Source organism: Paenibacillus sp. MMS18-CY102 (genome assembly GCF_009789195.1).
GTDB lineage: Bacteria > Bacillota > Bacilli > Paenibacillales > Paenibacillaceae > Paenibacillus_T.
Genome location: NZ_WSTC01000018.1, coordinates 1 through 12,716, shown reverse-complemented (window position 1 = coordinate 12,716; position 12,716 = coordinate 1). Strand labels below are relative to the sequence as shown.

Below are 12,716 nucleotides of genomic sequence, written 5' to 3'. Positions count from 1 at the left end.
GAAAGTTGTTTGGACATCTTGTGCATCCTTATTTTAATAGTATCCAACGAGCCTGCGGGATAGTCCTGCTTGTTAGCAAATAACTCTTATCTAGTTAATGCCCTGAAAATAGTCGATGACGAATTGGCGGAACCGCTGCGCCGCAACCGACAGGTAATGCTTGTTGGACCAAACTAAGCCGGTCGTCACTTGGCAATTGGAGCTGTCGGCAATGCGCAGCCGGTGAGGCATTAAAGCCGACCGTTTCTCCCATGCCAGCTCAGGCACGAACGTAATGCCCAACCCTTTGCGCAGCAGCAGCAGAACGGCGTCCGCCTCATCAAGCTCGAACACCGTATTGGGCGTAAAGCCTGCTCCCTGCCTGCACATCTCGTCCGTAAATGTGCGGAACCAGTAGCCCTGCCTCAGGCCAAGAAATTTCTCTTCTTGCAATTCAAGAAGCGACACGCTCTCCCTGCCCGCCAACCAATGGCCCTCATGGACAGCCAGATAAATATTTTCCGTCCGCAGCGGCGTCCATTCCATATCATCCCCTTCAATTGGCGCCGTCGTGATGCATAAATCAATCTCGCCGTCTTCCAGCATCCGTTTGATAACAGCCGTCGGTTCAAGCACTTGCCGAAAATGCACATTCGGATACTGGTCCAGAAAAGCACTTAGCAGTTCGGGCAAAACGCTAATAATTGAGGCTGCCAGCGTAATGCTGCCCCGATTAAGCCCTGCCATGTCGCGGACCTCCCGCTTGCCTTCCTCCAGCTCCTGAAAAATTCGATCTACCCGCTGTAGAAACACTTTGCCGAACGGATTGAGCCGAATGTTGCGCCCTTGCCGGTCAAATAACGGGACGCCAATGTTCGCTTCGAGCCGAGCGATCGTCTTGCTGAGTGAAGGCTGTGCGATCTGAAGCTCCTCTGCAGCCTTAGTAATGTGCTCCAGTCTTGCGACTGTCTGGAAATATTGCAGCTGAAGCAGCTCCATATCGGTTAATTCCCCTTATAGATAGACTAGAAGCTATCTTATCATAGTTTATTATGTATTATACCCCACTAATACACCTCCCTATAATAGAAATCGAAGCCCATACAATTGACATAGGGAGATGACCCTTTATATGAAAGCAGCAGTGTTGGAAGCGTTTAACGAACCGTTGGTTGTCAAAGAAGTCGCAGACCCGGCCCTTACGCCAGACGGCATTATTTTAAAACTGGAAGCAACCGGCGTATGCCGCAGCGATTGGCATGGCTGGACCGGCCATATGAAAAATGCGATGAAATCGCTCCCTCACATCCTCGGCCACGAGATGAGCGGGATTATCGAGGAAGTCGGCAGCAACATCCGCAATTTCAAAAAAGGCGACCGCGTTATCGTGCCTTTCAGCCAAGGGGACGGCACTTGCCCGCATTGCCAGGCTGGCCATCACAATGTATGTGACAACCTGAAAATGGTCGGGTTCAGCATCGAGGGCGGATTTGCTCAATACGTTCACATCCCGAATGCCGACCTTAACCTGCTCCACCTTCCTGACGGCGTCGATTTCCTGACTGCCAGCGCAATGGGCTGCCGATTTATGACTGCCTTCCATGGCGTCGTATCGCAAGGCGCCGTGCGCCCTGGCGAGTGGGTTGCTGTCTACGGTTCCGGCGGCGTCGGGCTTTCCGCCATTCAGATTGCGTCCGCTGCAGGCGCTAACGTCATTGCCGTTGATATCGCGGACGACAAGCTGGATTTTGCCAAACAGTTCGGTGCAGTAGCTACGGTTAACAGCAAGAACACGAATGCCCCGCAAGCGATCAAAGAGTTAACCAAAGGCGGCGCGAACATCGCAATCGACGCGCTCGGCATTCAAGATACGGTAATCAACTCGCTCCTTAGCTTGAACAAACGCGGACGCCACGTCCAAATCGGCCTTAGCTCCAATCCGAACGGCGGCATGACGCCTGTACCGCTCAACCTTATTACGATGAATGAATTGTCCCTGCTCGGCTCCGTATCGATGCCGATTCCGGAATACCGCGAGATGCTCCAGATGGTTGAGAAAGGCAAGCTGAATCCAGGCCGTCTCGTAACGAAACAAATCGCCTTGGATGACATCAACTCAGCGTTCGAAGATATGACCAACTATGCCGGCTTCGGCTTGACAGTGGTCACCAAATTTTAAGAGCGGAGGGCATCCCCATGTCTGAAAAATATAACAAGCAGTACATCAACGGCGCCTGGCGCGATGGCTCCAGCAAGCAAGTGTACGATAGCGTTAACCCTTACAATAACGAAGTGATCGCTCACATTAAGCTCGCTAATCGCGATGACATCGATGAGGCTTATGAAGCAGCACGAGTGGCGCAAAAAGCGTGGGCAAAGTCTTCCGCAGACGAGCGCAAGCAAGTGCTCCGGCGCGCCGCTGGGCTGCTCATGGAAAGAAAAGAAGAGATTATCGGGCTAATGGTTAAGGAATCCGGCAGCTCTGCCGTCAAGGCAGGCTCCGAATTCATGGTTGCCGTAGGCTCCATCATGTCGGCCATCGAATATGTCGATTCAATGTTCGCGCCGCATGTGTTTCCTTCGCTCATCCCAGGCAAAGAGAACATTGTGTATCGTTATCCCGTTGGCGTTATCGGCACGATCAACGCCTTCAACTTCCCTCTGTACATGGCACTGCGCGTCGTCGCGCCTGCGGTTGCAGCAGGTGACGCGGTCGTGCTGAAGCCCGATTCGCAGACATTCATCACGGGCGGACCGATCATTGCGGACATTTTCGAACAAGCGGGCCTTCCCAAAGGTATCGTGAACGTCATCGCTTACGATGTAGCAGAAGTCGGCGACTACATGATCGAGCACCCTGTGCCGCGGATCATGTCATTCACAGGCTCGACTAGCGTCGGACGCCATATTGCCGAGCTCTGCGGCAAGCACCTGAAGCGCACGTCGCTTGAGCTTGGCGGCAACAATGCATTCGTCGTGCTTGAGGATGCGGATCTCGACCAAGCCGTAGACGCCGCCATCTTCAGCAAATTTATGAACTCCGGCCAAGTGTGCGTTTGTACGAATCGCTTCATCGTGCATCGCAGCCTATACGATGCGTTCATCGAACGGTTCGTCGAGCGGGCGCAGCAAGTCCCTCACGGCGATCCTGCCGATCCTAAGGTCGTTATTGGCCCTCTTATCAATGAGAGGCAAATCCAAAAAGTGCTGGGCATCGCCGCAGAAGCGAAGCAAGACGGCGCACGCCTCGTGCTCGAAGGCAAGCGCATCGGCAATGTGGTAACGCCGTTCGTATTCGCGGATGTCGATCCGCAATCGCGATTGGCAAAAACCGAAATTTTCGGTCCCATTGCATCGATCATTCCATTCGATACCGAGGAAGAAGCGTTGGCTATGGCGAACGATACCGAGTACGGCCTGTCCGGTGCCGTCTTCTCCCGTGATATTGTGAAGGGGACCGCATTCGCTCGTGCCGTGGAGAGCGGCATGACCCACGTCAACGACACAACGATCAACATGGACATGAACGCGCCGTTCGGCGGCGAGAAATCATCCGGCATCGGCCACTATGGCGGCGAGATCGGCTTCGAGGAATTTACGACCTGCAAATGGGTATCTGTTCAAAAGAAACCACGCGCATTTCCTTTTTAACTGGAATAAAGTGGGATCACTTATACAGCAGAAAAAGAGCCTGTTGAAATTGCTCAACAGGCTCCGTTTTTCCCTCCCAAGGTTACGCTTCCTCTTCGAGTACAGCTGACAAAATCGTTTTTTCATATTTAGGCCATTCAAATTTAAATGGTCCCAAATGTATTGATGTACTATTTTCACCATCCTCACACCTAAAATCTTTCCACACGGCAAGCTCTTCTTCCCGTTGAATTGAAACTGTGATAGCTCCACAGCCCAAATCAGCACACATCGGACAAACAAATAACATATAGCGCCCGCTCTCTAATTCTGATGGAGCGTTTAGCAGTAATTTATCAAATTCATTACGTTGTAGTTGTTCATCGCTATGGCTCAATGCAGATATGAAGTCATACGACTTGAATCTATTATATAGTGAATTTCCATCAATATGGAAATCATAAAACGGGGTGTTGTATTCGCATTTTTTTATTTCACCATCCACATATCTATCCGCGAACCCCTGTCTTATAGCTTTCTTACATTCTAAATTATTCATTCAAATAAGCCCCCTTCAAATACTAATAAAGCACATCAACCCAGTAATCATGTCGATCACATAATGTCTAATAGCGGGTACACGCTGCAATCCACATTAAAAAAGGCGCCTTTCGGCACCCTTTCATTAAGCAAACAAGAACAGGGACCCGATGCCAACCCACCACAACAGCGGCACAAGATTCCAAATAATAGCCGCCCGTTTGCTGCGTTTATGCAGGATCCAACCGAGAATCGCGCCGGCTATGACCGCTACGGGATATAGTGCGATGCCGCCTACGAACGAAACATTCCACACGCCAAACCCTTGATCGAAGGACATGAACGACATGCCGAATACGAGCAGCCATGGCAGAAAACTAATCACATAAATAATTTGGCTAATAGCTAAAAATATTTTCAATTCTACGTTCCCCCTGCCGCGAATCGCCGCTCGATGCGTTCACGGTTTTTATATAGGCAATCGAGCGTTACTATTCTATTACAGGTGAACCAGCTTGGCAATTAGCCAATTCCGCATTCGAATGCGTGAAAGTACGTGCCTTCCCCATATCCATCCTTCACTTCATGAACGACAATTCGCTGGAACCCGTTAGACGCTAACGTCTGTTCGAACTCTTCCAAGGCATACAAGCGGAGGAGAAAGTCCATCATTTCGGTCTGTACAACCTGGCCATCCCTTACGAGCTCATATTTCTGATGGGACGTGAGCAGGTTTTGTTCCGCGTTGTAATGCACTTTCTTGTAAAAGACAATCGTTTCGTCCTGAAATTGCTTCTCACTGGCCCTCGTCCACTCCGGGATTTCCTGAATGCCGTCATACTGCAACATAATCGTTAGAAGCAGCTTGCCTTCTGGCTTCAAAGCAGCCCTCATCGCCGCAAGGCTCTGGCTTGCCAGCTCATTGGGCAGAAGGGAAAAGGAACCGAAAGGAATCATAATGAGATCATATTGCTGCTCACTTGTGAATGCCTCAATGCGTTGCTTGTACACATTAGGCGCAAGATTAAGCTTCTTCCCTTTCTCTAGGCAGGCATGAAGCATATCTTCTGACAAGTCGAACCCTTCAATTGTAATGCCCTTCTGCATGAAAGGAATGAGCATTCGGCCATTTCCGCACATCGGTTCCAGTACATGCATATCTTTATTCGTGACAAAGGAAAGATAAAAATCGAGCTCTTTGCCCTCTGCAATCGACTTATCGCTCTCATACAAGCGCGTGCATAATTCGCCGTAGTAACCCATCGTTGTTAAGTCCACCTCTATTTATAAGGATTGTGATAATCGAATCATATCCATAACCTGTAGGCCATTCTCATATAACGGCTCACTATAGTTACGGACGAAAAAGTCGCGGTCTACGCCTGTAATGCGGAAGCCGCATTTTTGATAAAAGACAAGCTGCCCTACGCTCGAGTTGCCGGTGCCCACTTCAAAGGACGTGTAGCCGCCTGCCTTCGCTTCGCTGATCGCGTGGTGAATGAGCTGCTTGCCAAGGCCCTGGCCTTGAAGCCGCTCGTCGATGGCAATGTTCATCAGCTCCACCGCCCCCGAGTGAGCGGGGAGCAGCACATACGCGCCGGCAATGGCGTTATTGTGTTCTGCGATGTAGCATTGCCCTGCGGCGAGATACGCCTTGACCAGCTTTTCCGAGGGATCCGCCTGCAGAAGCAGTTCCATGGGCGGTTGTTCACCCGGCAATAGTTTTCGTATGTTCACTTGTGTTGCTCCTTACAGATTATTGTTTACATCGAAATCCGGCTTTGTTGGCTGTCTGCTGCCGCGCGCGGCTTACTCTGCCGTGAGATCGAGAAGATGCCTGCAAGCACGAGCACAATGCCTACCCCATGGTACCAGTAGATCGATTCGCCCAGTACAGCATAAGACAGCACCACGGCGCTTACTGGCATAAGTGCCGAGAATACGGCCGATGAGCCCGTAGCAATTTGGGACATAGCCCGGTTTAGCAGCAAAATGGCCAGCACTGTTATGACCACTCCTGTGTAGAGGAGCAACCCCCAAGTTCCCGCCGACAGGTTCGCTAATTCCATGTGCGCCGCCTGATAGATTGCAACCGGAAGAAACAGCACGCTGCTGATGCTGCTCGTTAGCGCCGCTGAAGCCAGTGGGCTAATATTCGCCGATAACAGCTTGCTGAACGTCATGAAGATTGCTTCCCCAATGACCGCTCCGAAAATGAGCAAATTGCCCAACAGCGACCCGCCCCACTGCGATCCTGATAAAACGCCATACACGTTAATAACCAATGCGCCTGCCAAGGCTAGCGCAATGCCTGTTATTTGGTACCGGTTGAACCTTTCCTTGAAAAACAGCAATGAAATGATTCCGATAGCCGCTGGCGTCGTGCTCGTAATGATCCCGCTCTCTACCGCACTGGTATGTTTCACTCCGTAGAGCAAACAGATGCTGAACAGAAACACGCCGACGAAGGACTGGGTGAACACGATTAGAAAATCTCTCCGGGACAGCTTGGGATATCCACGCTCCCAGTACCATAGCAGCCCATTAAGAATAACGGCCCCGATCGTCAGCCGAATGCCTGATGCGACAAATACAGGAACCGATGCGCTCAATACTTTATTCACGACAATAAAGCTGCCGATCATGCACATCGCGATTGCTAATTGGATGTATGGGCTTGCCACAGCCTTCCACAAGCTGCTAACCCTCATGGTTGCATCACCTTTTTCTTCCTTTTGTTGATCATGATACCATATAAAGCTAGCATTTTCCTCCCCTATCCTATATTCGTTTCAACATCCTAATTACTGGTTTATATTATATTAGTTGTTAAAATCAAGGAGAGTGTCGTCATGAAAAAATTCAATTCCTTTAAGTTGATGTTAGCTCTTTGTCTCGCCATCATGCTGATGTCAGTTGGCATCGCCAATGCGTCAAGCAGTAAGCCCACTATTTATGTAAATAATGAAAAACTAGATCTCTATGCTAGCGTTAGCTATTCTGGCGCTACTCTGGTACCGCAACGTGAAATTTTCGAAAAATTCGGAATGGACGTATCGTGGGATAATACATCAAAAACAGTAACAGCTACTAAAGGTGAATTGACAATTCTTTTAACAGCAAATTCTCGTGATGCCATTGTCAATGAAACTGTAGTCAAGCTGGTACAGAACCCAATTCTCGATCAAGATAATGTCTTCTTTGTTCCACTCCGTTTCGTCGCTGAAGTATTACACGCTACAGTAATTTGGGACAAAAAATCTGATGCGGAAGCATCCGTGTATATTAATTTCCCTGACGAATCCACAAGCAAGGCCACAAAGTAATCATAGCAATAAAAAACAGCGCCCTTTATCCGAAAGGCGCTGTTTTTGCCCTGTCATTTCTTCCGCACAGTCGAAAACTGAATGCTCTTCCCGCTAATAATCGTGCGTGAAACATTACGGAATACGAAGGCTGCGACATTATTGTAATTGGCATAGAGATCGGACAAGTCATCGTTAAAGAACTGGATAATCCGCAGCTTGTAGACCGGATACACATACGTTACGCCGAAAGCCGTATGCACGGTGACGAAGCTAAAATAGCGATTCGACTTGTATGCCGTACGGTACAGCGCTACGATTTGGTTAGGCGAGAGCTTGCATGTTAGTGGCTTCACAAGCTTCCCAGCGTTCCGCACGCGTACGAGAATGCGGATCATGCCAAACGTTTTAGTACGGGTCAGCAGGGTGGCAAGCGCCTTCGCTTTGCTTAGCCCTTGGACGTGCAGAGTGATGAGAAACACGCCAGGCGCGATCTCGCGCAGCGGATCAACGCGAACGAGCGGGTCGTTGCCGACCGAAAAGGAGACCTCGCGAAAGTACGTAAACTGTGGCGGAGACACGCTAACCTGAATTCCCTTGCGGGCAATTGCCATGTTGCAGCCCCTTTCTGCTGACAGCCCCTGTTGGGCGGCGCAGTAACACTCCTACCTAATAGGGTATTAGGTACGAGCGGTCACAGGTTACATACACCCGCCTATCGGAATCGCCTATTTCCCCCGCTGCTCCAGCTGCTTCACTGTATCGCTCACTGGCACATCCTTCTCGTCCTTCAACGTTCCGAACAAAGCATCCACGAACGGTGTAGAGACGCCGTACCAGTAGTTCTCATTCTTATAGTGATGCAGCAAATGCGTCCGCTTCACCCACTTGCCTAGCTTCGTAACCGGTTGGATCGGCCGATGGGCGACGTAATGCTTCCACTCATACACCAGCAGCATGCATACAAGCCCCGCCGCGAACGCGAGCGTTGCTTCAAGATTTCCCGTCACCACATAAAATAACGCCGAAAACACGGTCAAATTCGGCAAACTGTACCAAACCGGCAAAAACAGCAGCTTCAGATCATTCGGGTCAGTATGATGATCATAGTGTAAGCGCTTAAGAAATCGAAGGAAAAGTGCCTGCTTCGGTGTTTTTAAGTGAAACAAAAAACGATGTGTCGTGTACTCGCTGAACATGAACGCCGCTAGCCCCGCAACGAACAGCAGCCCGCTTAATAACGTAAACGCCTTATTCAACGTAAATGCTGCAAGCGCAGCGAGCACAACCATCATGATAACGATATCCACATGCAGGAAAAATTCACGGTATAGCCCTTGTTTTGCCACGGCGCCTGTGCCTCTCCCTGTCGCCTTCGCCATTGATGCCATCTCTCCTGTTGGTTGGGTTGTCAGTCTCTAGCTTTGCTGCCCTAGCGGCGTCGGCAATCCATCGATGCTTCGCATGTTTTTCTCCTGCCGATAAGCGATGAGCCCTTCTTCGCCCTGCTGGACAGACCAGCGCTGCAGCGTCGGACGGTCTTCCGTATACGTCATAAAAGGAACGGCGAAGCCGCATGAGGTCTGTACTTTGTGGACGTCAACCTCAATGATTTGCCGCGCCCCCGGAAGCGGCGGAAACAGCGGGTACAGCTCTTCCCATTCGACCGTTTCAGGCAAAATAACTTTCCCCGTGCCATACAGCCTCAAAATATTCGGCGGTCCCTCGAAAGCGCAAAACATCACCGTGATCCGGCCATTTTCCAACAGGTGAGCGCTCGTCTCGTTCCCGCTTCCGGTCATGTCCAGATAAGCCACTCGATTCGGGGATAAAATCCGAAAAGCATCATGTCCCTTAGGGGAAATGTTGACATGCCCATCTTCGGACAGCGGAGCCGACCCTACGAAGAACAGATACTGCTTCCGAATGAATTCCTCGTGCACTGGCAGCATTGATTCGAACTGTTTGCCCATTATTTATCCTCCCCCAGCATCCCATTAGCTTTATTAGCTCTATATTCGCGCCGCTCGGCGTTGCTGTCAACCGCCTGTTCCGGCGGCAGCAAAAAAAAAAGCCGTCGAATGAATTCGACAGCTTCAAAACATGCTGCGTTCTTACGCTTCGCCCTCCACTAGCTTGCCGAGTGCATTAAGCATTTCGCCCGTTCCATGCTCCCGCATCTCCGGCGTATCGTGGCCATCGAAGAATGCGCCCTGTTCGGTAAAAATAAGCCGCGTTCCGCCTTCCACCTTGATAAGCTCAATCGTCGTAACCGAAACGGATATCCGCGTCTCGCCCATATCCAGCGTATAGGAATATACGATACGCTGCTCCGGCACGATCTCTTGATACGTTACGTCGAACGTAAAAGTTGGGCCTTCCGGCGGTCCTCCACTGCTATACTCCTGGCCGCCTACGCGAAATTCGAAACGGTCCGCTTTCGAAAACCACTGCGCTTTCGTTTCAGGATCTGCCCAAGCTTGGTATACCCGCTCCGGCGCTGCTGCATAAGTCCGCTCGACTACGAAAGTCGCATGCTTTACGAATCGTTCACTCATTAGTCATTCCTCCTTTAATAGCGGCCAATTAATCGTGGCCATTCCATCCTTCGGAGCTCAGGCCATTCGCTAAGAAATTGCCAAGCCGATCCAAGTTCATTTCCCAACTCTTCTGCCTCTGGATAACAGGCTTCTCCATCTCCATCTTCATCGCTTGCAGCAAACTCGTGAAATCCTCTACCGTTAGCTCCGCCTTGTCTTGCATCAGTTTGGAGGCATGCCGCAGCTGGTCCAACAGCTTCTGCTGCAGCTTCATCTGCTCCTTTACCCGCTCAATCTGCAGGTTCACGATGCCCAGCGGGCTCACCTGTTCGCCAGCGATGGCCGATTTGATCTCCTCAAGCGACAAGCCAAGCTCCTTCAGCGATACAATTTGATGCAGGCGAGATAAGTCGGAGGCATCGTACAGCCTGTGTCCGGATTCGGTCTGGGCGGATGGCGAGAACAGGCCGATTTGATCATAGAAGCGTAATGTCCGCACCGTCAGCCCTGTGAGCTTCGCGAGGTCTCCGACTTTCCATTGGCTTTGGCTGCTGCTCATAACGCGCTCCTTTCGGACATGCTTGATGCCGATGGGTTTATTATAAAACCTGACGTAACGTAAGGTGCAATAGGGCTGGTCCCAAAATAAATAGCACGTTCAAGTAGCTTGAACGCGCTGCAGCAATGTTATAATTCTTTGGTCATAAACAAGCTATATGGATCTTCCGGGTAGTCCGCGAATGGGCCACAATACTCGAAGCCGAAGCTCTCGTACAGCTTGGTAGCAGGCTTGAAGGAGGGCAACGATCCCGTCTCCAAGCTTATCCGCTTGTAACCACGATCTTTCGCTTCTTGCAAAATCCGCTCAAGAATATGCCTCGCTACGCCTTTGCGGAGATGCGCGGCCGACGTACGCATCGACTTTAGCTCGCCGTGTGAGCTGTCCAGCTCTTTGATCGCTCCGCAGCCGAGTATTTCATCATCCTCCCAAGCGCTCCAGAAGGTGACGCCCGGCTTCTTTAATTCGTCAATGCCAAGCGCATAGACGCTTTCAGGCGGCGTATCTTCGTGCATGCCTTTAAGATGCTCCTGGATTAAAGCTTGTACTTCCGGTCCCGTGAGGTCATCTACGATGATTTTCAACAGAATCACCCCGACATTTAGATTGAATTATAATTAAATCCCTGTCGCTATCATACCACTTAGCAACGGCTAGTGTTAGGCCAAGCACATTCCGCTCAAATGCGCCCGCAGGCTTTCGATATTCATGCGCACATGCCGGTTATCGCCCTCCAGCTTGCTAAGCATGATGCCGCCCTCCATGATGGAAAGCGTGAACGTGGCTAGCGCGTCAATATCGAGGCCTTTTTTGAATTCGCCGGACTGTACGCCTTGGGCAATAATCCCCTTCATCGCGTTCAACGTTCGTTCCAAGCTTCCTTGCGCCACCTCGCGCAAAACCGGATGGCCGTCATCGCTCTCGGTCGCAGCGTTAAGCAGTGGGCATCCTCCGATAAATGGCGGCTCTTCGTTGACGTTGGCATACACCTGCAAGTAAACAAGCAGCTTGCCCATCGCCGTTTTTTCCCGGACAAGCCTTTCTTGAATGGTCTTGCCTACGATGCTGCCCGCGTAGTTATAGGCTTCGATCGCGATTTCGTCTTTGCTGGCGAAGTAGCGGTAGATGCCGCCTTTCTTAATGCCCGTCAACTCCGTAATATCCGATAAAGACGAGCCCGCATAGCCTTTTTGGTTAAACAGCTCAGCGGACTTCGCAATGATATGGTTGCGTGTGTTCTCTCCCTTAGACATGTGAATGCTCCTCTAGTTCCGTTAGAATGTTGTTTTCATTATAGCAGATGCCTTGGCCGCTCCAAGCATGAAACTGGCGTTTACAATATCATAATAAAACCACTCGGTATCTTTTCGTTCATACGGCATGCGGCCGGAAGATGTTTCACAAAATATTTCTGCGCCAATGCTGTCACAAATTCACGGGCTCGATTGTCTTAAGTAGCGAGAACAACAAAAACGATCCAATTGGAGGAATTGAATATGAAAATGCGTATGGACCACCGTACAGCCAACCCAGCCGGTTTCCAAGCAATGCTTAAACTAGAGGATGCAACGAAAAAAATGGGGCTCGACCCGCTCCTATACGAGCTCGTCAAAATTCGCGCGTCGCAAATAAACGGCTGTTCCTTCTGCCTCGATATGCATGTGACCGATACGCGCAAAATGGGCGAAACCGAGCAACGGCTGAGCCTTATCGTTGTATGGCGCGAAACGCCTGCATTCACGCCGAAAGAACGCGCAGCGCTTGCGCTGACTGAGGCGGTTACGCGCATTTCGGATGGCGGCGTGCCGCAGGATGTTTACGACGAAGTGCGCGGGCACTTCAGCGAAAGCGAAATCGTCGCGCTTATTATGGCGGTCAACGCCATTAACAGCTGGAACCGCCTCGCGATTACGACGGGCATGTTCCCGGGCTGCTACGATAACTAACGGACCGTTCGAACGATGAGGCCGTTGCTTGGTTCGCCAGGCAGATGGGGGCGCAGTATCGCAGGCGACTCGCCTCCTCATTGCAGTTTGTGCAGGCCTGTTGATTAACCTAGAAATGGTAAAAAGATCGCACTCTCGGGTAATGGGTAGTACCACCCACTCCACCCCCAAGAGGCGATCTTATGAACAAGTCTACTACGTTTAGCCAGTTAGTTCA

The 12,716-nt window shown here is 50.7% G+C and carries 17 protein-coding genes; 4 read left to right on the top strand and 13 right to left on the bottom strand.

What is annotated here, in order from left to right; genetic code table 11:
- Positions 1-90 precede the first annotated feature (90 nt).
- Entirely contained in the window at positions 91-978 is an 888-nt protein-coding gene (locus tag GON22_RS14760; RefSeq protein WP_160396867.1) for a LysR family transcriptional regulator, read from the bottom strand.
- A 133-nt stretch (positions 979-1,111) separates the two neighbouring features.
- Between GON22_RS14760 and GON22_RS14755 the strand changes: the two genes are divergently transcribed.
- On the top strand, positions 1,112-2,158 hold the full coding sequence (locus GON22_RS14755) for a zinc-dependent alcohol dehydrogenase family protein (protein WP_160396866.1): 1,047 nt from the start codon (positions 1,112-1,114) through the stop codon (positions 2,156-2,158).
- 17 nt (positions 2,159-2,175) lie between these two features.
- A complete protein-coding gene (locus GON22_RS14750) occupies positions 2,176-3,630 on the top strand; it encodes an aldehyde dehydrogenase family protein (protein WP_160396865.1) in 1,455 nt (484 codons plus the stop codon).
- A gap of 82 nt (positions 3,631-3,712) precedes the next feature.
- Here the strand turns inward: GON22_RS14750 and GON22_RS14745 are convergent, their stop codons facing one another.
- From GON22_RS14745 to GON22_RS14725, 5 genes are all read right to left on the bottom strand, one after another.
- Positions 3,713-4,168 (bottom strand): oxidoreductase, encoded by a 456-nt coding sequence (locus tag GON22_RS14745; RefSeq protein ID WP_160396864.1) that lies wholly within the window; start codon positions 4,166-4,168, stop codon positions 3,713-3,715.
- 126 nt (positions 4,169-4,294) lie between these two features.
- Positions 4,295-4,570: a hypothetical protein gene (locus GON22_RS14740; protein ID WP_160396863.1), complete on the bottom strand. Its 276-nt coding sequence runs from the start codon at positions 4,568-4,570 to the stop codon at positions 4,295-4,297.
- A gap of 101 nt (positions 4,571-4,671) precedes the next feature.
- Positions 4,672-5,412 carry a class I SAM-dependent methyltransferase gene (locus tag GON22_RS14735; RefSeq protein ID WP_160396862.1) on the bottom strand — a complete coding sequence of 247 codons (741 nt, stop codon included), beginning with the start codon at positions 5,410-5,412 and terminating at the stop codon, positions 4,672-4,674.
- Positions 5,413-5,433: 21 nt separating this feature from the next.
- On the bottom strand, positions 5,434-5,886 hold the full coding sequence (locus GON22_RS14730) for a GNAT family N-acetyltransferase (RefSeq protein WP_160396861.1): 453 nt from the start codon (positions 5,884-5,886) through the stop codon (positions 5,434-5,436).
- A gap of 26 nt (positions 5,887-5,912) precedes the next feature.
- Positions 5,913-6,860, bottom strand: a complete 948-nt coding sequence (locus tag GON22_RS14725) for a DMT family transporter (RefSeq protein ID WP_160396860.1) — start codon at positions 6,858-6,860, stop codon at positions 5,913-5,915.
- Between the two features lie 141 nt (positions 6,861-7,001).
- Between GON22_RS14725 and GON22_RS14720 the strand changes: the two genes are divergently transcribed.
- The gene (locus tag GON22_RS14720) at positions 7,002-7,475 is read left to right on the top strand and encodes a copper amine oxidase N-terminal domain-containing protein (protein ID WP_160396859.1); all 474 of its coding nucleotides are present in this window, start codon (positions 7,002-7,004) and stop codon (positions 7,473-7,475) included.
- A gap of 53 nt (positions 7,476-7,528) precedes the next feature.
- Here the strand turns inward: GON22_RS14720 and GON22_RS14715 are convergent, their stop codons facing one another.
- The 7 genes from GON22_RS14715 to GON22_RS14685 all read right to left on the bottom strand — a co-directional run bounded on the left by GON22_RS14715 (position 7,529) and on the right by GON22_RS14685 (position 11,806).
- Positions 7,529-8,068 (bottom strand): hypothetical protein, encoded by a 540-nt coding sequence (locus tag GON22_RS14715; protein ID WP_160396858.1) that lies wholly within the window; start codon positions 8,066-8,068, stop codon positions 7,529-7,531.
- A 114-nt stretch (positions 8,069-8,182) separates the two neighbouring features.
- Complete coding sequence (locus tag GON22_RS14710) at positions 8,183-8,836, bottom strand: sterol desaturase family protein (protein WP_160396857.1); 654 nt, start codon at positions 8,834-8,836, stop codon at positions 8,183-8,185.
- Between the two features lie 36 nt (positions 8,837-8,872).
- Positions 8,873-9,427, bottom strand: a complete 555-nt coding sequence (locus tag GON22_RS14705; RefSeq protein WP_160396856.1) for a pyridoxamine 5'-phosphate oxidase family protein — start codon at positions 9,425-9,427, stop codon at positions 8,873-8,875.
- A gap of 141 nt (positions 9,428-9,568) precedes the next feature.
- Positions 9,569-10,012: an SRPBCC family protein gene (locus tag GON22_RS14700; protein ID WP_160396855.1), complete on the bottom strand. Its 444-nt coding sequence runs from the start codon at positions 10,010-10,012 to the stop codon at positions 9,569-9,571.
- Positions 10,013-10,040: 28 nt separating this feature from the next.
- Positions 10,041-10,553, bottom strand: a complete 513-nt coding sequence (locus tag GON22_RS14695; RefSeq protein ID WP_160396854.1) for a MerR family transcriptional regulator — start codon at positions 10,551-10,553, stop codon at positions 10,041-10,043.
- 128 nt (positions 10,554-10,681) lie between these two features.
- Complete coding sequence (locus tag GON22_RS14690) at positions 10,682-11,137, bottom strand: GNAT family N-acetyltransferase (RefSeq protein ID WP_160396853.1); 456 nt, start codon at positions 11,135-11,137, stop codon at positions 10,682-10,684.
- A gap of 75 nt (positions 11,138-11,212) precedes the next feature.
- Positions 11,213-11,806 (bottom strand): TetR/AcrR family transcriptional regulator, encoded by a 594-nt coding sequence (locus tag GON22_RS14685; RefSeq protein ID WP_160396852.1) that lies wholly within the window; start codon positions 11,804-11,806, stop codon positions 11,213-11,215.
- Positions 11,807-12,049: 243 nt separating this feature from the next.
- Between GON22_RS14685 and GON22_RS14680 the strand changes: the two genes are divergently transcribed.
- Positions 12,050-12,499 (top strand): carboxymuconolactone decarboxylase family protein, encoded by a 450-nt coding sequence (locus GON22_RS14680; RefSeq protein WP_160396851.1) that lies wholly within the window; start codon positions 12,050-12,052, stop codon positions 12,497-12,499.
- Positions 12,500-12,716 lie beyond the last annotated feature (217 nt).